Here is a 20,865-nt window from a genome sequence, read left to right as displayed (position 1 = left end):
GCGGCGCCTTACAGCGCCTCTTCGTTGAGTTCCCCGGTCCGCACGCGCAGGGCCTGCTCGACATCGAGGACGAAAATCTTGCCGTCGCCGATCTTGCCGGTCTTGGCGGTTTTGGTGATGGTCTCGACGATCTGGTCGGTCATCGCGGCGGGCACCACGATTTCCAGCTTGATCTTGGGCACGAAGTTCACCGCGTATTCGGCGCCCCGATAGATTTCGGTGTGACCGGATTGCGAGCCGAAGCCCTTGATCTCGGTCACCATCATGCCGCGCACGCCCGCCTCGGTCAGTGCCTCGCGCACCTCCTCGAGCTTGAACGGCTTGATTGTCGCAATGATCAGTTTCACGTCTTTCCCCTCTTCTGTTCCGGTGGGTCCGGCTTTGCACCTGCAGAAAAAGAGCCCGACATGGCCGCTCAAGGAACGATTTCGGCAAAAAGACGCTGGGGAAGAGGGGCAAAGTTGCACATTTTTTGCACAAAAACGGCAAAGTGATTAAAAAATGCGCAAGTGTGAGAGGGGAATTCGCGCTATTTCACACCTCTACATGGGCGCGACAGCGCGGTATGGTGCCACAAAAGCAAAAACGGGCAGAGTTTGAGCATGACTGAGTCCAAGCGTCGAAAACCGCTGGTGGCGGACAAACGGTATCCGTCCGGAGGCCGCAAGACCGCGTCTGCCAAGCGGACGGCGAAACCGGCGGGCAAGAAGGCGACGGCGCGCAAGACTACGACCCGAAAGACCAGTCGCAAACCCCGGGGCAAACGTTCGGGAGGCGGGCAGGGCGGCTTCTTTCGCCGGCTGTTCCGCTGGATATGGCGCCTGATCTGGGGGCTGACCTGGCGGGTGGGTGCGATAGCCGCTCTTCTGCTGGCGCTTGCCGTTGGGGTTGTGTACTCCACCCTGCCCGAGGTCGATGCCCTGCTGGACGGGCGTGCGCGCGGGTCGGTCACGCTGCTGGACCGGGACGGCAAGGTCTTTGCATGGCGCGGAGATCAGTTCGGCGGAGTTATCACCACCGACACCGTGTCGCCGCATCTGAAGAATGCGGTTGTCGCGACCGAGGACAAGCGGTTTTACCGTCACTTCGGCGTAAGCCCGCGCGGCATTGCCAGTGCGGTGAAGATCAACCTGTCCGAGGGGCGTGGCCCACTGTCGGGGCATGGCGGTTCGACCATCACCCAGCAGACGGCCAAGCTGCTGTGTCTGGGCGTCCCGTACGATCCGACCGAGTGGGAATCGGAAGCGGCGTATGAAGCCGACTGCCGTCAGGGCTCGCTGTGGCGCAAGGCCAAGGAAGCGATCTACGCGATGGCGATGGAGGTCAAATACTCCAAGGATGAGATCCTGACCATCTATCTGAACCGGGCGTTTCTGGGGGCCGGGGCCCGCGGATTCGAGGCGGCCAGCCAGCGCTATTTCGGCAAGTCCGCGGCCGAGGTGGACCCGGCCGAGGCGGCGATGCTGGCGGGGCTGCTGGTGGCGCCCACGCGTTATGCGCCCACCAACGACCTGCAACGCTCGCAGGACCGGGCCAAGGTGGTCATCAGCCTGATGGAGGATCAGGGTTACCTGACCACGTCACAGGCAACCGTGGCGCGCAACAACCCGGCCGAGCTGTCCGAGGCCGCCGCCGCCCGCGCTGGCGGGTATTTTGCCGACTGGGTCATGGCCAGCGGCCCCGAATTCTTTACCCGCAACACCACCGAGGACGTGGTGATCAAGACCACGCTGGACCAGCGGATCCAGCAGGCGGCCGAGGCGGCGCTGAAACAGGTGTTCGAAGAAAAGGTCAGCGAAGGGTCAAAGGCACAGGCCGCGATCGTGGTGATGTCGGCCGATGGTGCGGTCCGGGCCATGGTGGGTGGACGCAAGACCAAGGTGTCGGGTGCGTTCAACCGCGCGACGCAGGCGCTGCGCCAGACCGGGTCCTCGTTCAAACCCTTTGTTTATGCCACCGCGCTGGAGCTGGGCTATTCGCCATTGGCCACGGTGGTGGACGAGCCCTATTGCATCGACATCCCGGGGTCCGGCCAGTGGTGCCCCAAGAACTATACCAACAAGTTCTACGGTCGCGTGACCCTGGCGGATGCGCTCAAGAATTCGCTGAACATTCCGGCGGTCAAGGTGGCCGAGGTTGCTGGGCTGGACAATGTGCGCACGGTGGCTAGCGGGTTCGGCATCGAAAGCGATCTGGCGGCGGGCCCTGCGCTGGCGCTGGGCGCGTCGGAAAGCACGCTGATCGAAATGACCGGCGCCTATGCCGGTATCCTGAATGGCGGCTCGTCCGTGGAGCCGTACGGCCTGACCGAGTTGAAACTGCTGGGTGACGATGCCCCGATGATGGTAACGACAACCGGGATCGGCGAGCGGGTGATCCGAGACGAAGCTGCCAAACAACTGACCTGGATGATGGAACGCGTGGTATCCGAGGGAACTGGACAACGCGCCAAGTTGCCGGGATGGCAGGTTGCAGGCAAAACAGGCACGACCCAGGCCGCCCGGGATGCGTGGTTCATCGGCTTTACCGCAGACTATGTGGCCGGTGTCTGGATGGGTTATGACGACAACACGCCGTTGTCGGGCGTGACCGGCGGTGGGCTGCCAGCCGAGATTTGGAAGGAAACCATGGTGCGGGTCACCGAAGGTATGACTCCGACACCGCTGCCGATGCTGGCTCCGGCCGCTCCGGTCCAGACGACGCAGCAATCCCAACCACGCCGCAGGCAGCAGGGTGGCTTTGCCAAGGCCGTCGACAGCCTGTTGAAGGATCTCTTTGGCGGCAACTAGACCGCAGATGATCAGACGGGCGGCGCTGGGCGCCGCCCGGATCGGTCGTTACAGGCTTTCGTCCAGTGCGGCGACGATCGCGTCGCCCATTTCGCTGGTCGAGACCGGCTGAACGCCTTCTTCGGCCAGCAGATCAGCCGTGCGAACACCATCAGCCAGAACCTTTTCGACCGCAGCTTCCAGGCGATCGGCCTCGGCGCCTTGGTCAAAGCTGTAGCGCAGCGCCATCGCAAAGCTGAGGATACAGGCGATCGGGTTGGCCTTGCCTTGGCCGGCGATGTCGGGGGCCGAGCCGTGGACGGGCTCGTACAGTGCCTTGGGCCGGCCGTTGGCCATCGGCGCGCCCAGCGAGGCCGACGGCAGCATGCCCAGCGAGCCGGTCAGCATCGCCGCGCAGTCCGACAGGATATCGCCGAACAGGTTGTCGGTCAGGATCACGTCGAACTGCTTGGGTGCGCGCACCAGCTGCATGGCGCCGTTGTCGGCATACATGTGGCTCAGCTCGACCTCGGGATAGTCCTTGCCAACGCGGGTCACGACTTCGCGCCACAGGATGCCCGATTCCATCACGTTGGCCTTTTCCATCGAGCACAGCTTCTTGTTGCGGCGCATCGCCAGTTCGAAGGCCGAGCGCGCGGCGCGTTCGATCTCGGATTCGGTGTAGCGCTGCGTGTTGATGCCCACGCGCTCGTTGCCTTCCTCGAAGATACCGCGCGGCTCGCCGAAATAGACGCCCGAGGTCAGTTCGCGCACGATCATGATGTCGAGGCCGGCAACCACGTCCTTTTTCAGCGACGAGAAATCGGCCAGCGCGTCAAAGCACTGGGCCGGGCGCAGGTTCGAATACAGGTCCATCTCCTTGCGCAGGCGCAGCAGGCCGCGCTCGGGCTTCACGCTGAAATCCAGATCGTCGTATTTCGGGCCGCCCACGGCGCCCAGCAGAACCGCGTCGACCTCTTGCGCCTTGGCCATCGTCTCGTCCGACAGGGGCTTGCCGTGCACGTCATAGGCGGCACCGCCGACCAGATCCTCGCTCACGTCGAATTCAAGGCCGCGCTTGGCGCCGAACCAGCCGATGATCTTGCGCACTTCGGCCATGACTTCGGGGCCAATTCCGTCTCCGGGCAGGATGAGGAGCGAGGGGTTGGACATGAACGGTCTCCTTGCGTTTTTCAGCATCGGGCCTAGCGTTTGCGGTGCATCTGGTCAATGAGGCGTTCTGGCCAAAATGCGCAGATTCAGGGCCGTACAGCGCGAAATACGCCGCTGAACATGCGCCGGGCACCCGATCTGGGTTACAAGCTGGCTTTCAGCCCTTCTGCCAGCAGGTCCCAGACCCGGCGAATGCGCGGCGTCTGCCGCATGGCCTGCGGCGCAGCCAGCCAGACCGGCAGGACCGGGATATCCACATCCAACGGCAGAATTTCCACCGCTGGATCAGCCTCGGCCACTTGAACCTGGCTGAAACCGATGCCGCAACCCGCACGGATCAACTCCCAATAGGCGCTTTGAAGATCGCAACGGGTGGCAAAGTTTTCCTTGCTGGCAGGCCAACCCTTGGCCTGCATTTTCGAGATGATCAGGTCGTTGGAGTCGAAACCCACCAGGTCATGCTGAAACAACTCTTCGGGGGTGGTTGGCCGACCGACGCGGTCCAGATACGACCGGGCTGCGCAGAAACACAACGGTACGTCGCCCAGATGCCGGGTCACGATATCGACCTGCTCGGGGCGGTACATGCGAACTGCGATATCAGCTTCGCGGAACAGCAGGTTCTCGCTGGTGTCGGTGGCGACCAGTTCCAGCTGGATCGAAGGTTCTTGCCTGCGGATGTCCGCCAGAATGGACGGCAGGATATGGTGCGATGCGAAGACCGACGCGGTGATGCGGACCGTACCGCCCAGCTGTTGCGACTGCCCGGCGGCGGCCAGGCTCAGCTGACGCATGGCCGCGTGCATCTGTTGCGCCATCGGCAGCAATTGCTGGCCGGCGGCGCTGAGCTTGAGGCCTCGCGCATGGCGATCGAACAGCGACACGCCCAAATCCGTCTCGAGCGCCTGCACCTGGCGACCAAGCGTCGGCTGACTGCGCCCCAGTTCCCGCGCGGCCGCCGACAACGATCCCGTTTCCGCAACTGCCAGAAAGCTCTGCACCAAAGACCAATCAGAAAGTGCCAAGGTTTTATCCATGCGCAGATGAATACATGCTCTGCGTTTTTCGGCAATTCCCAAAGGTGAGTGAATGGATATCATTTGTTCAACCGCCAGGGCTGACAGGAGGTTGCGATGACGGGAAAGGCGCTGATTCTGGGATCTTCGGGGCGTTTTGGCCGCAATGCCGCAGACGCGTTTCAAGCGGCCGGATGGACGGTGCGGGGATTTGACCGCGCGAGGGATGATCTGTCCACCGCAGCCCGGGGTGCGGATGTCATCGTGAATGGCTGGAACCCGCCATACACCGAGTGGGCGCGGCAGGTGCCGGATTTGCACGCTCAGGTCATCGGTGCGGCGAAGGCAACCGGGGCGACCGTGATCGTGCCCGGGAACGTTTATGTTTTCGGGGCCGACACGCCTGGGCCGTGGGCGGCAGATACGCCGCATCTTGCAACCAACCCTCTGGGCCAGATTCGGATCCGTATGGAGGAGTCCTATCGGTCGTCGGGCGTGCGCACCGTGATCCTGCGCGCCGGGGATTTCCTTGACACGCAAGCCTCTGGCAATTGGTTTGACCAGATCATGATCAAGCCGCTGGCCAAGGGGCGTTTCGTCTATCCCGGCGACCCTGACATTGCCCATGCCTGGGCCTACCTGCCGGATCTGGCCCGCGCTGCGGTTCAGTTGGCCGAGATGCGGGATGCCTTGCCGCGCTATTGCGACATTCCTTTTACCGGATACACGTTGACCGGCCGCCAATTGGCACAGGCCTTGTCGGAAGTGACCGGGGCTCCTGTGCGCCTGAAGCAGATGAACTGGTGGCCAATTGTTCTGGCCCAGCCGTTCTGGAAACTGGCCCCGCATCTGCTTGAGATGCGCTATCTGTGGGACACGCCGCACCGCTTGGATGGCTCGTTCTTCGACTCGTTGATCAGCGATTTCGCATCCACACCGCTGCAAGAGGCATTAAAAACCGCTGTGTCTGACCTGTTGCATGATAGCCCGCGAACCACGGACGTGGATCGAGTTCAGGGCCTGTCATAGGCCCGGCGGCATGTCAGGGTGTGACAGGTCAACCCAAATCAGGCGATGTCGGCTGGCCTTGCGGGCCGCGGCAAGGGGCACGCCTTTGGCATCGGTCCAGTGGATGCCGGCGTTTTCAACCACCCAGTCGACCGACGGCAGCAGATAGTCAACACGCCGTTCACCCACCGCCTTCCAAACCACCGTTACAGCCGAGCCTGCGCCATCCACGGGTCGCGGATCCTGCAGGCTGGGGTGCTGTAACAGATCGCGGATGGCTTCATTGCGCCCCTCGCCCAGGTTCGGGTCAAGATTGGCGTCACCGGCAATGATCAAACGACTTTTCGGGGCTGGACCCAGCCCGCCGTCCAGCAACACCGACCATAGCCGGATCTCATCGCGATTGCGCAATCCGTTGCGATCCTCAGGCCCGTCGAATACAGGAGGGGTGGCGTGAAAGGTCATCAGGTTCAGGCGGCCTTGAGGTGTCTCCACCGGCACGATCCAATGGGCGGTCGACGACAGGCGCTGAACAGCGTGGGCCTGTTCGGACGGGAAAGGCAACCCGCCAAGGGTGGGTAGCGTCGCGCCGGGCAGGTCCTTCCAAAGCAGCGCTGAAAGGTCACGAACCTCATCCTTTGCGATCGGATAACGGGACAGCACGGCCAGCCCGCCATTTCCGGTGAAACGGCCCCATCCCTGGGCGTCCCCGGATCCGCCCCGTTCCCCGTCCCCGTCCAGATCAAGCGACGTCATCAGCCCCGAGTTGGGCTGGCCAGCGAAGAGATGCGGGTAATCCAGCCCTGCCGCGCGCAACCGATCAGCCAGAGCGGACAGGGCCAGGTTGTCATGGTCCCAGTCGATGCCTTGCAGGGCCAGAACATCGGGGGCAGCGGCGGTCAGAACCTCGATCACGGCCTGCACCTGGGGATCATCACGCCGAATATCCCGCAGCAGCAGGCCCGGACCTTTCCGGCCTAGCTCAGCATTGAAGCTGGCAACGCGCACTGGCTCTGCCTGCGCCGCAAACGGCAGCAACAGCAGAATAAGAATACGGATCATGCGGTTTGGGTCGTCTCGGTGGTCGAGTAGGCGCGGCGTTTTTCCACGATCAGCCCGGCAATGCGCAGGGTTGCCATCCCGCGCATGATCATGCTGGCCGGCAGGAAAGCCCACGCGCTCATGGTCCAGATCAACGTCTGCGGATTGGACAACGACAGCGGATCAATGAAATCCGTGAGCAGCTTGATCAGGGCCGGAATCAGGAACGGTAGCAGAACGCCGACCGAGATGTTCAACCGACCGTCGCGCTGCAGGCGAGTCACCACGTCTCCACCCTTGGTGGGGTCAAACAGGGGCAGGTTGGTCCAGACATTGAATGCCCCATTGCCAGTGGGCCATCCACGCAGTTTGACCGCATAGGCAAAGCTGGCGATCGTGACCAAAGCGGCGACATAGGCGACACTTGCCGTTATGCGTACCAACTCGACCAGGGGTTGGCTCGCGTCAGCAGGCAGCATCAACACCACCAGGCGGACAGGTGAATAGGGGAAGTCCACGACATTCGCGACCGCCAGGCCGACCGAATACACGGTGCTGGTCAGTTCCGTCGGCGCATAGGCGTTCTTGCAGATCAGGGTCAGGAACGAGATCATCGACATCAGGCCGACAAAGCGCAGCCTGTTCACGGGCGGCGCATCGCGGAATTCGATAAAGCTGGGAAAGGCTGAGTTGTATTCGGCGAAGGTCAGGATGAATGCCAGGATTGCCAGAAAGACAACGATCTCGGTCCCGTTGGACGTTGATGCGGGCAGATACAATGCGGGTGTCAGCACCAGAAGTGCCACCAACAATCCCCGTATCGCAGCCCCTGTTGTGCGAGCAATCACTATCCGAACCCTTTCCAAACCGGACCAGTCGATTCTTTGCCGACTTGGTTCCAACTTGATGCCCGCCAATCTCGATATTTGGCGGATGCCCCTTTAGCGCCATCATTGGCGATAAGCGGCATTTCGCTCAAGCCGAGGTGCAGAAAACACGTGATTTCGGGCAAAAAGATGGCGAAACTGGTGCGGCTTTGCATCATTCACGTCGCAAATTCGACGTGTAATGGAAATGATTCTCTACATGTTGTGGTTGCTTTGACTTTAACCCCAAGAATGCGAACGGGGCCGCCTTGGCGACCCCGTCTGGTTGAGTATCCACAGGTTCATCCCCAGAATCACACCCAGGGGCGCGCCTGTCCGGCATGGGATTCGAACGTGTCGATGTGGTGGTCTTTTTCCATCGTCAGGCCGATATCGTCCAGACCGTTCAGCAGGCAATGCTTGCGGTGCGGGTCGATATCAAACTCGATCACGACGCCGTCAGAGGTGACGATCTGCTGATCTTCCAGATGCACGGTCATACGTGCGTTCTCGCCCTTGTGGGCATCCTCCATCAGAATGACGTGGTGGTGTTCTTCGACGACGATGGGCAGGATGCCGTTCTTGAAGCAGTTGTTGAAGAAGATGTCGGCGAAGCTGGTCGAGATGACCACCTTGATACCGAAATCCTTGATCGCCCAGGGCGCGTGTTCCCGAGATGAGCCGCACCCGAAGTTGTCGCCGGCCACCAGAATCTCGGCGTTGCGATAAGCGGGTTTGTTCAGGACGAATTCTTCGTTCTCGCGTCCGTCATCGTGATAGCGCATCTCGTCGAACAGGACGACGCCGAGGCCGGACCGTTTGATCGTTTTCAGATGCACCTTGGGAATGATCATATCGGTATCGATATTGATCAGGGGCATGGGGGCTGCCACACCGTGGACTTTTTCAAACTTTTCCATGTTCACACTCCTGCGGGAGAGGTCAGGCCCCATGCCCCGCGTTTCAAGCTTGTTGAGCTTCTGTTGTTTCGTCTTTGGGCGCGTTCTTGACGAAGAACGCCATGAAGACCAATCCGAACCCGTTGAACAGCATCTCGATGCCCAGCAGGATGCCCAGCAACTGGAACAGCACCGCCGGTTCCGAGCTTGCATAAGACCAGATGATGCCTGCCAGGATGATCGACAAGATGCCCGAGATCAGGGTTGGCCAGAAAAATGACGTGCCTCGCATCTGAAACGAGAGAATGATCCGTGCGATCCCGCCTGCCATGAACAAGATAAGCACCACTGTTGCCAGCGTCAGAGTGCCTGCCAGCGGATGGTCCAGAAACGACCAGCCCAGGAACAGCATGACCGCACCCATGATGAAGGCAAGGATCTTGTTGCCGGTTCCTTCGACGGTGAAACCGCCGACAACCTGCAGAACGCCGGATACCAGCAAAAGGACGCCGGTGACCACGGTCACTGCCACGGATGCCACAACCGGTGCGCCCAGCACGAATATGCCGAACACGATCGACAGAAGCCCCATCAGGAGCCATTTGACCCATTCACTCATTTCAGTCTCTCCCTCAAATATCTAGATATGAGGGGACCTTACATCAATTCACGCACATCTGTCAGCTTTCCCGTGATTGCCGCAGCGGCAGCCATCGCGGGGCTCAGCAGATGGGTGCGTCCGCCGCGGCCCTGACGGCCCTCGAAATTGCGGTTCGAGGTGGCGGCGCAGCGCTCGCCCGGGGTCAGCTGGTCGGGGTTCATCGCCAGGCACATCGAACAACCCGCAAGGCGCCATTCGAAGCCGGCCTGCTTGAAGATCTCGGCAATGCCTTCCTCTTCGGCCTGCGCGCGCACGAGGCCCGAGCCGGGCACGACCATGGCGCGGATGCCGTCCTTGATCTTTTTGCCCTTCAGGATCTCGGCAGCGGCGCGCAGATCCTCGATCCGGCCGTTGGTGCAGGAGCCGATGAAGACCGTGTCGATCTCGATGTCGCTCAGTTTCTGGCCCGGCTTGAGCCCCATGTATTCGATCGAGCGGCGCGCGGCCTCGACCTTGCCGCCCTCGAAATCCTCGGGGTTGGGCACGGTCGCGGTGATCGGCAGAACGTCTTCGGGGCTGGTGCCCCAGGTAACCACGGGGGCGATTTCTTCGCCGCGGATGGTGACGACCTTGTCCCAATGGGCGTCGTCATCGGAATAGAGCGTCTTCCACCAGGCCAGGGCGGCCTCCCACTGCGCGCCCTTGGGAGCGTGCGGGCGGCCCTTGACGTATTCGAACGTCTTTTCGTCCGGCGCGATCAGACCGGCGCGGGCGCCGCCCTCGATGGCCATGTTGCAGACGGTCATGCGGCCTTCCATCGACAGGTCGCGGATCGCTTCGCCGCAATATTCGATCACATAGCCGGTGCCGCCGGCGGTGCCGGTTTCGCCGATCACGGCCAGAGTGATGTCCTTGGCGGTCACGCCCGGCTGCAGTTTGCCGGTGATCTCGACCTTCATGTTCTTGGACTTCTTCTGGATCAGAGTCTGGGTGGCCAGAACATGCTCGACCTCGGAGGTGCCGATGCCGTGGGCCAGCGCGCCGAACGCGCCGTGGGTGGCGGTGTGGCTGTCGCCGCAGACCACGGTCATGCCCGGCAGGGTCCAGCCCTGTTCGGGGCCGACGATGTGGACGATGCCCTGACGGATATCATTCACCGGGTAGTAGTGAATGCCGAATTCGCGGGCGTTCTTGTCCAGCGCTTCGACCTGAATGCGCGACTCGGGGTTTTCGATCCCGTTCACGCGGTCGGGCGTGGTGGGCACGTTGTGGTCCGGCACGGCGATGGTCTTTTCCGGCGCGCGCACCTTGCGGCCCGCCATGCGCAGGCCTTCGAACGCCTGCGGGCTGGTGACTTCGTGCACCAGGTGGCGGTCGATATAAAGCAGGCAGGTGCCATCGTCGGCTTCGTGCACGACATGGGCATCCCAGATCTTGTCATAGAGTGTTTTGGGGGACATCGGTCCTCTCCCGTCTGTATTGAGAAATGCTGGCGAGTGGCTGGGCGCCGATTATAGGCGGGCCAGAACCGTGCGGGCGGCCCCGAAGAACCGTTCACGCAGGCGCGCGCGGTCTTGCAGGTTGGGAGCAGGGGCCTGATGGAATCTCATGCGATCCAGATATATCGCGCCCCCTCGTCAATCAAGGCTCAATCCGCGTCCCACGACAGGTCGGTGGGCCTTGCAAGCCGCCACATTGCTGTTCAATCTGGCGGCAGGAGACGCGCATGGACAATGATTTGATCCCAAGTTCGATTTCAGAACTGTTCGACAACATGGCCGAGGCCTTTCTGTTGCAGCTTGGGAACCTGGTCGAGTTGATCGTGACTCCGGGGTGGCGGCAGTATCAGATCGCCATCATCCTGGGGCTGGTGGCGCTGTCCTTCCTTTTGACTCTGCTGACAAAAGGCCGGTGGGAAGCCTGGGCGCGGGCGCGCAGTGGATGGCCCAAATGGCGGTTGCGGGTTCTGGTTCAGCTGATGCAGCGGTTGACGCTGGTCTACTTTGTCGTGCTGGCCTGGGGCGTCTATCTGGTGATGCAGCAGGTCACCTGGCCATCGCGCAGTTACATCATCGGTGTTCTGGCAACGCTGGCAACCGCGTGGCTTGCGATCGCGCTGATTTCGCGACTGGTCCGCAACCGGACGATTCGGCGCATCTTCCGCTGGTCGATGTGGATCTACGCCACGCTGGTCGCGCTGAGTCTGACCGATGACGTCGCCGAGTTCCTGGACGGCGTGGCGATTTCGATCGGCAGCCTTCACATCTCGGTATTGGGGATTCTCAAGGCCATTCTGCTGATCGGCACGTTGTTGGTGCTGGCGCGGCTCGGCACCCGGGCGGCGGAACGCGGGCTGAAAAGCAATGACGACATCTCGCCCTCGATGCAGGTGCTGCTGGCCAAGGGGATCCAGGTGGCGCTGTACGGGCTGGTCTTTCTGGTCGGGATCCGGACGCTGGGATTCGACCTGACCGGGATCGCGCTGTTGTCCGGTGCGGTTGGCGTGGGCATCGGCTTCGGCCTGCAAAAGGTCGTGTCGAACCTGATCTCGGGGATCATCATCCTGATGGACCGGTCGATCAAGCCGGGCGACGTGATCTCGTTGGGCGATACGTTCGGTTGGATCAACGCGCTGGGCGCCCGCTACGTCTCGGTCGTTACCCGCGACGGGCGCGAATACCTGATCCCGAACGAGGATCTGATTACCGGGCAGGTGGTGAATTGGTCCCATTCCGACGAGTTCGTCCGCCTCGATCTGACCTTCGGCACCAGCTACGGCGACGACCCGCACAAGGTGCGCGAGACCGCCGTGCGAACGGTGAAATCAGTCAAACGCGTTCTGAGCGGCGGCAAGCACGAACCGGTTTGCCACATCACCGGGTTCGGCGACAGCAGCGTCGATTACGTGCTGCGGTTCTGGATCCGGGACCCGACGGCCGGCCTGACCAACATCCGCGGCAATGTCTATCTGGCGCTGTGGGATGCATTCCAGGCCGAGGGCATCTCGATCCCCTTCCCGCAGCGCGAAGTGCGCCTGCTGGGGCAGGGTGCCACCGACACCGCTGTGCCACATCTGGACACGGATTGATCAGCCCCGTGCCATCAGCGGTTGCCGTTCATTGAAATGTTGCAATTGCCTTGCTACCTTAATAGTACCCCGGCGCCGGGGTTACACGGCGCTTTAGCAAGGAGGACCATGTCCTGTCTCTACACACACAGGCGGGTTTGCCCGCCGATGAAGGGGCCGCTGTGATGGCCCGCTCTCAGTCAATCAGCGACAAGCTGCTTGAACGCATCCTTTCCTCACTTTCCGATGACAAGGCCGAAGATGTTGTGCAGATCAACCTGCAGGGCAAGTCTTCGGTGGCCGACTACATGGTCATCGCTTCGGGTCGGTCGACGCGTCAGGTGTCGGCGATGGCAGAAAAGCTGACGGATCGCATCAAGCAGGAATTCGGTTTCACCTCGAAGGTCGAAGGCAAGGATGCCGGTGACTGGGTGCTGATCGATACGGGCGATGTGATCGTCCATATCTTCCGCCCCGAAGTGCGCGAATTCTACCAGCTGGAAAAGATGTGGCTGCCTCAGGGCGGCAGCGCCTCGGCGAACTGAGGCGCCATCCCGGCCCGTATTAAAGGGCCGGCGGCGAGAGCGACATGCGTATCAGCATTTGTGCGGTCGGGCGATTGCGTGCCGGACCGGAGAAGACCCTGCTTGACGACTATCTGACCCGTTTCGACCGGACCGGCCGCGGCCTGGGCCTTGGGCCTGCGCGCGTGATCGAGGTCGAAGACAAGAAAAACGCCGGTATGGGCGCCGAGGCCGGCTTGCTGCGCAAGGCGCTGCCCGCTGGCGCGGTGATCTGCACATTGGACGAGCGGGGAAAGGTGATGTCTTCCCCCGATTTCGCGCGGAAGCTGGCCGGGTGGCGTGACATGGGCCGGCAGGATCTGGCCTTTGTCATCGGTGGCGCCGACGGGATCGACCCGGCGCTGCGGGCCGAGGCTGATTTTTCGATTTCTTTCGGCGCGATGGTCTGGCCGCATATGCTGGTCCGGGTGATGCTGTCGGAACAACTCTATCGTGCCGCGACGATCCTGTCGGGCGGCCCGTATCATCGGGCCTGACCACTGTGGCCCGTCTACTGATCGTCTATCATTCGCGCACCGGCGGCAGCCGGCAGATGGCCGATGCGGCCGCACAGGCGGCCAGCGCCGAGGCCGAGGTCAGCCTGAAACCCGCCGAGCAGGCGGGACCCGACGATTTGCTGGCGGCCGACGGATACATCTTTTGCGCGCCCGAGAACCTCGCGGCGCTGTCAGGCGTCATAAAGGACTTTTTCGACCGCTGCTACTATCCGGTTCTGGGCCGGATCGAGGGGCGGCCCTATGCGCAGATGATCTGCGCCGGGTCCGACGGTCAGAACGCGGCGCGGCAACTGGCGCGCATCGCCACCGGTTGGCGCTTGAAAGAGGTGCAGCCGCCCCTCATCATCTGCACCCATGCCCAGACGCCCGAGGCGATATTGGCGGAAAAGACCATCCCCGAGGATGAACTGGACAAATGCCGAGAGATCGGCGCGGCGCTGGGCGCCGGGCTGTCGCTGGGCGTGTTCTGACGATTAGTCCAGCGTCACAAGCGTGGTGTCCGCGTTCCAGCCATTGACACTGCACCGGGCCTGCACCTGAACCTGACGCGCGCCTTCGGGGATCGCGACCCCGCCCAGCGACCGGGTAAAGGGCTGCTCGGTCTCGTGCGGGTGATGCAGCACCCGCATCCCCAGCTCGGTCCCGTCCATCGCCAGAACGCGCCAGCCATCGGCATAGTGGTCCCACCCGGTATCGGGATGGCCGATGGTCACGTCGAATCGCCAGGTCTCGCCCGTGCGCGTCGCGGTGACATTTTCGACCGTCGGCGGGTCGGCGAGGGCCGGGACGGCCAGAAACAGGCAGGGGATCAGGTGTCGCATTGCGCCAGTCTATGATCTGATCGGGCGGGGCGCTATCACGTCTGCGTGTCCGGCGGCAGGCTCAGCAGGATCGCGCGGGAATGCGAGGCAAACTCGCGCCGATAAAGAACCCCCAATGTCAGAAGCGTGCCGATGATCAAAGTGATCGGGCCCAGGATCCAGGCCAGCGAGGCCAGCGCGAAATAGGTGGCGCGCAGGGCGCGGTTGAAGCTGCGCGCGGCGGTCACGCAGATCTCGGCCGCCTGCGCGGCGCGGGGATAGGCCTGCGGATCCTCGGGGTCGTTGGGAACCGCCGCCATCAGCACCGCGCAGTAGCCGAACAGCCGATGCGCCCAGACGTATTTCAGAAAGGCGTTCGACAGAAACAGCAGCACGATCAGGATCTTGACCTCCCACACCATGGCCGGTGCGCTGCCGATGGCCAGATCCTTGGCGACGCCCGACAGCCGCTCGGTATTGCCCAGAAGGGCCAGCCCGCCCCCGATGGCGATCATCGTGGTCGAGGCAAAGAACGTACTGCCCTGACGCATCGTGCCCACGACCTGGGCGTCGAACATGCGGGGCTGACGGGTCACCATTTCGCGCATCCAGCAGCGGCGGAATTCGTCCATCATCACCGCGACCGAACGCTTGTCCGGCGCGGGGTTCTCGATCCGCCAGCCGATCCATTGCCAGGCGATCAGCAATAGCAGGACGGCGGCGTAGTCGAGGGGTGAAAACAGCAGGGCGCGTTCGGTCAGTGTCATGGCGCGACAGTACGTCCGACGAAGGCAACTTGCCAGATGCAGAAATTGGTAATATTATTTTACCAAACCGGAGGACCCGCCATGGACATGCCACAGCCCAACCCCGACGTTCTGGCCCGCAAGGCCAACGTGCTTGCCCATCTGCGGCAGGTCCTGCCCGAAGATGCCATCATTGCCGATCCGGCCGAAACCCGCGCCTATGAATGCGACGCCCTGACCGCCTACAAATGCGCGCCGATGATCGCGGTTCTGCCGTCCTCGACGCAGGAGGTTTCGGACATTCTGCGCATCTGCCATGACGAAGGCGTGCCGGTCGTGCCGCGCGGGGCCGGGACCTCGCTGGCCGGTGGGGCGCTGCCCACCGCCGATTGCGTGATCCTGGGCGTGGCCCGCATGAACGAGGTGCTTCAGGTTGACTATGACAATCGCTTCATCCGTGTGCAGACCGGCCGCACCAATCTGAGCGTCACCGGCGCGGTGGAGGAGCAGGATTTTTTCTATGCGCCCGATCCGTCGTCGCAACTGGCCTGCGCAATCGCGGGCAATATCGCGATGAATTCGGGCGGCGCGCATTGCCTGAAATACGGCGTGACCACCAACAACCTGTTGGGCGTGACCATGGTGCTGATGGATGGCCGCGTGGTCGAGATCGGCGGCGCGCATCTGGATTCCGGCGGGCTGGACCTGCTGGGCGTGATCTGCGGCTCGGAAGGGCAGCTGGGGGTCGTCACCGAGGCGACGCTGCGCATTCTGCGCAAGCCCGAGGGCGCCCGCCCGGTCCTGATGGGCTTTGATGACAACGCGGTGGCGGGCGAATGCGTTTCGGACATCATCAAGTCGGGCATCCTGCCCGTGGCGATCGAGTTCATGGACCGGCTGTGCATCGAGGCCTGCGAGAATTTTGCCCATGCCGGCTATCCGAACTGCGAGGCGCTGCTGATCGTTGAGGTCGAGGGCTCGGACGCCGAGATCGACAGCCAGCTGGCCAAGATCGTCGAGATCGCCAAACGCCACAACCCGGTCGAGCTGCGCGAAAGCCAGTCGGCCGAGGAAAGCGCCCGCATCTGGCTGGGCCGGAAATCGGCCTTTGGTGCGATGGGGCAGATCAACGACTATATGTGCCTGGACGGCACGATCCCGGTGTCGGCCCTGCCGGACGTGCTGCGCCGCATTGGCGAACTTAGCAAGGATTTCGGCCTGCCCGTGGGCAACGTGTTCCATGCCGGCGACGGCAACATGCACCCGCTGATCCTGTTCGACGCGAACAAGCCCGGCGATCTGGAAAAATGCGAGGCCTTCGGGGCCGAGATCCTGAAACTGTGCGTCGATGCCGGCGGCTGCCTGACCGGCGAGCATGGGGTGGGCATCGAAAAGCGCGACCTGATGCATCATCAATACGCGCCTCGGGACCTTGAGGCGCAGATGGCCGTCAAGGACGTGTTCGACCCGAAATGGCTGCTGAACCCCGCCAAGGTGTTTCCGCTGGACGCCAGTGCGGCCCGGCGCGTCGTGCCGATGGCGGCGGAATGAATCCCAAGACAGAACGGACCCCGCAATGAGACCTGAATCAGAGTCTGAACTGGCCGAAAACGTGGCCGGCCTGAACGAACCGGTACGGATCAAAGGCGGGGGAACCCGTGGCGTGGACGGCCCCAACCAAGTGCTGAGCACTGACGGGCTGCGCGGGATCACCCTGTACGAGCCCGGAGCGCTGACGCTCGTGGCGCAGGCCGGAACGCCGCTGGCCGAGATCGAGACCGCCTTGGAGGCCGAAGGCCAGCAGCTGGCGTTCGAGCCGATGGACCATCGCGTCCTGCTGGGGACTTTTGGCGCGCCCACGATCGGCGGTGTCGTGGCCGCCAACGTCTCGGGGCCGCGCCGGATTCAGGCCGGGGCCTGCCGCGATTTCCTGCTGGGCGTGCGCTTTGTCGACGGGCAGGGGCAGATCATCAAGAATGGCGGGCGGGTGATGAAGAACGTCACCGGCTATGACCTGGTCAAGCTGATGGCCGGGTCCTGGGGCACGCTGGGCGTGCTGACCGAGGTATCGCTGAAGGTGCTGCCCAAACCCGAGGCCAATGCGACGCTGACCGTACCCGCCAAGGACGCCGCGACTGCGGTTCGCATCCTGTCCGAGGCGCTGAAATCACCCTTTGAGGTCACCGGCGCAGCCTATGACCCGCAGCAGCGGCGCGCCTCTATCCGGATCGAGGGGTTTGCGGAATCGGTCTCGTATCGCACCGGGCGCCTGCAGGAGTTGCTGGGCCAGTTCGGCGCGGTTGATCCGGTCGAGCCGTCGGATGCCCTGTGGCAGACGATCCGCGATGCGGCCGATTTCGCCGACACGCCCGGCGATGTCTGGCGGATTTCGGTCAAACCCGGCGACGCGCCCGAAATCGCCGCGCGGGCCGAGGCCGACCGGACCCTGCTCGACTGGGGCGGCGGGTTGATCTGGGCGCTGGTGCCCGCAGGCACCGACCTGCGCGCGCGCTTCGGCGCGTTTTCCGGCCACGCCACGCTGGTGCGGGCCGAGGCCGATACCCTTGCCCGGCTGGGTCGCTTCCAGCCGGAACCGCAGGGCATTGCGGCTCTGACACAGGGGATTCGACAGAAATTCGACCCGCGCGGCATGTTCAACCCCGGGCTGATGGGATAGGGCGATGCAGACCACATTCACCGAAGACCAGCTGAAAGACCCCGGCACCCGCCGCGCAAACGAGATTTTGCGCAACTGCGTGCATTGCGGGTTCTGCACCGCCACCTGCCCGACCTACCAGGTGTTGGGCGACGAATTGGACAGCCCTCGCGGGCGCATCTACCTGATCAAGGACATGCTGGAAAACGAGCGTGTGCCGGATAAAAAGACCGTCAAGCATATCGACCGCTGCCTGTCCTGTCTGGCCTGCATGACGACCTGCCCGTCGGGCGTGCATTACATGCATCTGGTCGATCACGCGCGTGAATATATTGAAAACCGCTACAAGCGCCCCTTCTCGGACCGGGCGCTGCGATGGGTTCTGGCGCGGATCCTGCCCTATCCGATGCGGTTTCGCTGGGCGTTGATCGGGGCCAAGCTGGGGCGGCCGTTCCGATTTCTGATGCCCGACGCGCGCCTCAAGGCGATGCTGGACATGGCGCCGAAGCACATCCCGCCGGTCAGCCGCAATGACGACCCCCAAAGCTTTGCGCCCAAGGGGCAGGCGATCAAACGCGTGGCTCTGATGACAGGCTGTGCGCAAAAGGCGCTGAACACCGACATCAACGATGCGACGATCCGCCTGCTGACCCGGCTGGGCTGCGAGGTCGTTGTGGCCGAGGGCGCCGGCTGTTGCGGGGCGTTGACCCATCACATGGGCAAGACCCGCGAAAGCCATGCCACCGCCGCCGCCAATATCCGCGCCTGGACGCGCGAGATGGACGGCAAGGGGCTGGATGCGATCGTCATCAACACCTCGGGCTGCGGCACCACCGTCAAGGATTACGGGCACATGTTCCGCGACGATCCGCTGGCCGAGGACGCGGCGCGGGTGTCGGGCATTGCCATGGATGTCAGCGAGATCCTGATGCAGCTGGACTTGCCGCAGGGTGACGACAAGGGGTTGACGGTTGCCTATCACGCGGCCTGCTCGCTGCAACACGGGCAGCAGATCAAGACCTATCCCAAGGACCTGCTGAAAAAGGCGGGGTTCACCGTGGTCGAACCCGCCGACAGCCACCTGTGCTGTGGCAGCGCGGGCACCTACAACCTGATGCAGCCCGAGATCTCGGCCAAGCTGAAACAGCGCAAGGTGCGCACGTTGGAGGCCAAGAACCCCGATTTTATCGCGGCCGGGAACATCGGCTGCATGATGCAGATCGGGTCGGGAACCCGACTGCCCATCGTGCATACGGTCGAGCTGTTGGATTGGGCCACGGGCGGGCCTCGGCCCCCTGCGCTGGATCGGGCCGGACAGCCTGCGGATGCGGTGCCGATCCTGCGGTGATCGGGCCTGATGCGCCGACGCATCAGTCTGGTGCGGATTAGGCGCGGTGCGGCTCTGCCCTATTTTCGCCAAACGCCACGCGTAAGTAGATTGGCCGATACCTCATGCCGGAGAACCGCGTGCGCACATGGATCAGGGCGATAGCGATATGTGTTCTGCCATTGGCAGCCACGGCGCAGGATACTGGGCTGCAAAGCCTTGAAACCTCGGATTCCGGACGCGAATGGATGGCGGTCGGACGGCTGAACATCAACGGCACCGGCTTCTGCACTGGCGCGTTGATCTCACCCACCCTTGTTCTGACCGCAGCGCATTGCCTGTTCGACCAAGCAACCCGCCAACGAATTGATCCGGGCCAAATCGAGTTTCTGGCGGGGTGGCGACATGGCCGCGCATCGGCCTATCGCACGGCGCGCCAGGCGGTCATTCATCCGGAATACGAGTATGACCGCGCCGCATCTGTCAGCCGCGTGCGCCACGACGTCGCGCTGATCGAGTTGTGGCAGCCGATCCGAAATACGACCGTGATCCCGTTTGAAACCGGCTACAGGCCAACGCGTGGCGAGGATGTCGGAGTGGTTTCGTACGCCCACAACCGCGCAGAAGCCCCTTCGCTGCAACAGGTCTGCTCGGTCATGGCGCAGCAATCGGGGGTGCTGGTCATGTCCTGTGACGTGGATTTGGGTGCGTCCGGCGCGCCGATCTTCTCGTTCTCAGGGGATCACCCCCGGATCGTATCGGTCGTGTCCGCAAAGGCCGAATTGGAAGGCCGGCGGGTATCGTTGGGAACAGCGCTGGAAGAGTCGCTGGAGGTGCTGCGTACCGAGCTGTCCGCAGGGAATGGATTCGGCGCGTCCGGCAAGACGCTCGAGCCAGGAAAGAACGTCGGCGCAAGGTTTGTCCGGCCATGATCCGCCGTATCGTGACAGCGGCCCTGATTTTGGCCGGGATTGCTGCGTCGGCGATGGCCCAGGACAGTGGCAAGCGCCGGCTGACCGATCGGGACGACCTGTATGGTTGGGAGGCGATCGGGCGGTTGGACATCGGAGACCGCTCGTTCTGCACCGGCACGCTGATCGCGCAGGATCTTGTTCTGACCGCAGCCCATTGTGCGACGGACAAGGCCACCGGTCGGACCTACGCACCCGGCGAAGTCACCTTTCGCGCAGGTCTGAGCGATGGACATGCGCTTGCCGAAGGCACGGTCGTGCAGATCTCCGTCCTTCCCGACTATGACCCCCGGGTTGGCCTGTCACCCGAGATGGTCCGGGTCGATGTCGCCCTGATGCGACTGGATCAACCGATCCCGTATACCGTCGCCAACCCATTTGCATTGCACAGTGGCCGGGTCGCCGGGGATGAGATCAGCATCGCTTCGTACGGGCGCGGCCGATCCGAGGCAATCACGCGCCAGCGGTCCTGCCGGATTCTGGAGCGGCGCCAAGGTTTGATTACCTTCAATTGCGATGTCACGTTTGGATCTTCCGGTTCGGCAATTCTGGCCCGCAATGGGCCGCGTTGGCAGATCCTTTCTGTGGTATCTGCGGTTGGTACCGACGGCCGTCGGAAGGTCGGGTTCGGCATGGAACTTGAGGGGATCGTCTCGGACCTCAAGGCCATCATGCGGCGGGATGCGCCGCAGCCAAAGGCCAAGATCCGGCGGCTGCAGGTCGGCTCGGGCAAGTCCAGCTCAGGCGCGAAATTCATCAGCTCCGGCGGGTCTTGAACTCAGCCAGATCCTTTCCCATTTCATGTGTGTCGGGCAGCCAAACCGGGGTCCGACGATGACCAACGC

The 20,865-nt window shown here is 62.9% G+C and carries 21 protein-coding genes; 11 read left to right on the top strand and 10 right to left on the bottom strand.

Annotation, left to right across the window (positions count from 1 at the left end):
* Positions 1-8 precede the first annotated feature (8 nt).
* Positions 9-347 carry a P-II family nitrogen regulator gene (locus ACR0EF_RS16640; protein WP_093963790.1) on the bottom strand — a complete coding sequence of 113 codons (339 nt, stop codon included), beginning with the start codon at positions 345-347 and terminating at the stop codon, positions 9-11.
* A 255-nt stretch (positions 348-602) separates the two neighbouring features.
* Between ACR0EF_RS16640 and ACR0EF_RS16635 the strand changes: the two genes are divergently transcribed.
* A complete protein-coding gene (locus ACR0EF_RS16635) occupies positions 603-2,789 on the top strand; it encodes a transglycosylase domain-containing protein (RefSeq protein WP_170373255.1) in 2,187 nt (728 codons plus the stop codon).
* 48 nt (positions 2,790-2,837) lie between these two features.
* On the opposite strand, the gene leuB is transcribed toward ACR0EF_RS16635, so the two are convergent.
* Together leuB and ACR0EF_RS16625 are read right to left on the bottom strand one after the other, a co-directional pair.
* Positions 2,838-3,941, bottom strand: a complete 1,104-nt coding sequence (gene leuB / locus ACR0EF_RS16630) for a 3-isopropylmalate dehydrogenase (protein WP_170342523.1) — start codon at positions 3,939-3,941, stop codon at positions 2,838-2,840.
* 143 nt (positions 3,942-4,084) lie between these two features.
* Positions 4,085-4,978: a LysR family transcriptional regulator gene (locus ACR0EF_RS16625; protein ID WP_170343180.1), complete on the bottom strand. Its 894-nt coding sequence runs from the start codon at positions 4,976-4,978 to the stop codon at positions 4,085-4,087.
* 96 nt (positions 4,979-5,074) lie between these two features.
* On the opposite strand from ACR0EF_RS16625, the gene ACR0EF_RS16620 reads away from it, so the two are divergent.
* The gene (locus ACR0EF_RS16620; protein ID WP_170373254.1) at positions 5,075-5,986 is read left to right on the top strand and encodes a Rossmann-fold NAD(P)-binding domain-containing protein; all 912 of its coding nucleotides are present in this window, start codon (positions 5,075-5,077) and stop codon (positions 5,984-5,986) included.
* On the opposite strand, the gene ACR0EF_RS16615 is transcribed toward ACR0EF_RS16620, so the two are convergent.
* From ACR0EF_RS16615 to leuC, 5 genes are all read right to left on the bottom strand, one after another.
* Positions 5,981-7,027, bottom strand: coding sequence for an endonuclease/exonuclease/phosphatase family protein (locus tag ACR0EF_RS16615; protein WP_170373253.1), 1,047 nt, complete (start codon positions 7,025-7,027; stop codon positions 5,981-5,983). The genes ACR0EF_RS16620 and ACR0EF_RS16615 overlap by 6 nt on opposite strands.
* On the bottom strand, positions 7,024-7,854 hold the full coding sequence (locus ACR0EF_RS16610; protein WP_170359843.1) for a hypothetical protein: 831 nt from the start codon (positions 7,852-7,854) through the stop codon (positions 7,024-7,026). The genes ACR0EF_RS16615 and ACR0EF_RS16610 overlap by 4 nt, the downstream gene beginning before the upstream one ends.
* A gap of 332 nt (positions 7,855-8,186) precedes the next feature.
* Positions 8,187-8,792, bottom strand: coding sequence for a 3-isopropylmalate dehydratase small subunit (leuD, locus tag ACR0EF_RS16605; protein WP_170343177.1), 606 nt, complete (start codon positions 8,790-8,792; stop codon positions 8,187-8,189).
* A 43-nt stretch (positions 8,793-8,835) separates the two neighbouring features.
* Positions 8,836-9,390, bottom strand: a complete 555-nt coding sequence (locus ACR0EF_RS16600) for an HdeD family acid-resistance protein (RefSeq protein WP_170343176.1) — start codon at positions 9,388-9,390, stop codon at positions 8,836-8,838.
* A gap of 38 nt (positions 9,391-9,428) precedes the next feature.
* Positions 9,429-10,832, bottom strand: a complete 1,404-nt coding sequence (leuC, locus tag ACR0EF_RS16595; protein ID WP_170373252.1) for a 3-isopropylmalate dehydratase large subunit — start codon at positions 10,830-10,832, stop codon at positions 9,429-9,431.
* Positions 10,833-11,098: 266 nt separating this feature from the next.
* On the opposite strand from leuC, the gene ACR0EF_RS16590 reads away from it, so the two are divergent.
* From ACR0EF_RS16590 to ACR0EF_RS16575, 4 genes are all read left to right on the top strand, one after another.
* Positions 11,099-12,460: a mechanosensitive ion channel family protein gene (locus ACR0EF_RS16590; RefSeq protein WP_170373251.1), complete on the top strand. Its 1,362-nt coding sequence runs from the start codon at positions 11,099-11,101 to the stop codon at positions 12,458-12,460.
* Between the two features lie 164 nt (positions 12,461-12,624).
* Positions 12,625-12,984, top strand: a complete 360-nt coding sequence (rsfS, locus tag ACR0EF_RS16585) for a ribosome silencing factor (protein WP_093963679.1) — start codon at positions 12,625-12,627, stop codon at positions 12,982-12,984.
* A gap of 44 nt (positions 12,985-13,028) precedes the next feature.
* Positions 13,029-13,499: a 23S rRNA (pseudouridine(1915)-N(3))-methyltransferase RlmH gene (rlmH, locus tag ACR0EF_RS16580; protein ID WP_170372503.1), complete on the top strand. Its 471-nt coding sequence runs from the start codon at positions 13,029-13,031 to the stop codon at positions 13,497-13,499.
* 5 nt (positions 13,500-13,504) lie between these two features.
* Positions 13,505-13,990, top strand: coding sequence for an NAD(P)H-dependent oxidoreductase (locus ACR0EF_RS16575; RefSeq protein ID WP_170367509.1), 486 nt, complete (start codon positions 13,505-13,507; stop codon positions 13,988-13,990).
* Positions 13,991-13,993: 3 nt separating this feature from the next.
* Here ACR0EF_RS16575 and ACR0EF_RS16570 read toward each other — a convergent pair whose 3' ends face one another.
* Positions 13,994-14,341 (bottom strand): hypothetical protein, encoded by a 348-nt coding sequence (locus ACR0EF_RS16570; protein ID WP_170372501.1) that lies wholly within the window; start codon positions 14,339-14,341, stop codon positions 13,994-13,996.
* A gap of 35 nt (positions 14,342-14,376) precedes the next feature.
* Positions 14,377-15,087, bottom strand: coding sequence for a DUF599 domain-containing protein (locus ACR0EF_RS16565; RefSeq protein ID WP_170372499.1), 711 nt, complete (start codon positions 15,085-15,087; stop codon positions 14,377-14,379).
* An 81-nt stretch (positions 15,088-15,168) separates the two neighbouring features.
* Between ACR0EF_RS16565 and ACR0EF_RS16560 the strand changes: the two genes are divergently transcribed.
* The 5 genes from ACR0EF_RS16560 (at position 15,169) to ACR0EF_RS16540 (ending at position 20,796) form a co-directional block, all read left to right on the top strand.
* Entirely contained in the window at positions 15,169-16,617 is a 1,449-nt protein-coding gene (locus ACR0EF_RS16560) for an FAD-linked oxidase C-terminal domain-containing protein (RefSeq protein ID WP_170373250.1), read from the top strand.
* A 25-nt stretch (positions 16,618-16,642) separates the two neighbouring features.
* Positions 16,643-17,743: a glycolate oxidase subunit GlcE gene (gene glcE / locus ACR0EF_RS16555; RefSeq protein WP_170373249.1), complete on the top strand. Its 1,101-nt coding sequence runs from the start codon at positions 16,643-16,645 to the stop codon at positions 17,741-17,743.
* 4 nt (positions 17,744-17,747) lie between these two features.
* The gene (gene glcF / locus ACR0EF_RS16550) at positions 17,748-19,070 is read left to right on the top strand and encodes a glycolate oxidase subunit GlcF (RefSeq protein WP_170373248.1); all 1,323 of its coding nucleotides are present in this window, start codon (positions 17,748-17,750) and stop codon (positions 19,068-19,070) included.
* Positions 19,071-19,174: 104 nt separating this feature from the next.
* Positions 19,175-19,981, top strand: a complete 807-nt coding sequence (locus tag ACR0EF_RS16545; protein WP_170373247.1) for a trypsin-like peptidase domain-containing protein — start codon at positions 19,175-19,177, stop codon at positions 19,979-19,981.
* Entirely contained in the window at positions 19,978-20,796 is an 819-nt protein-coding gene (locus tag ACR0EF_RS16540; protein WP_170373246.1) for a trypsin-like serine peptidase, read from the top strand. Before ACR0EF_RS16545 ends, ACR0EF_RS16540 begins: the two co-directional genes overlap by 4 nt.
* The last annotated feature ends 69 nt before the right edge of the window (positions 20,797-20,865 follow it).

The sequence above is a fragment of the Ruegeria sp. CG8 genome (assembly GCF_056537165.1).
This window is presented reverse-complemented; position numbering and strand designations above follow the sequence as displayed.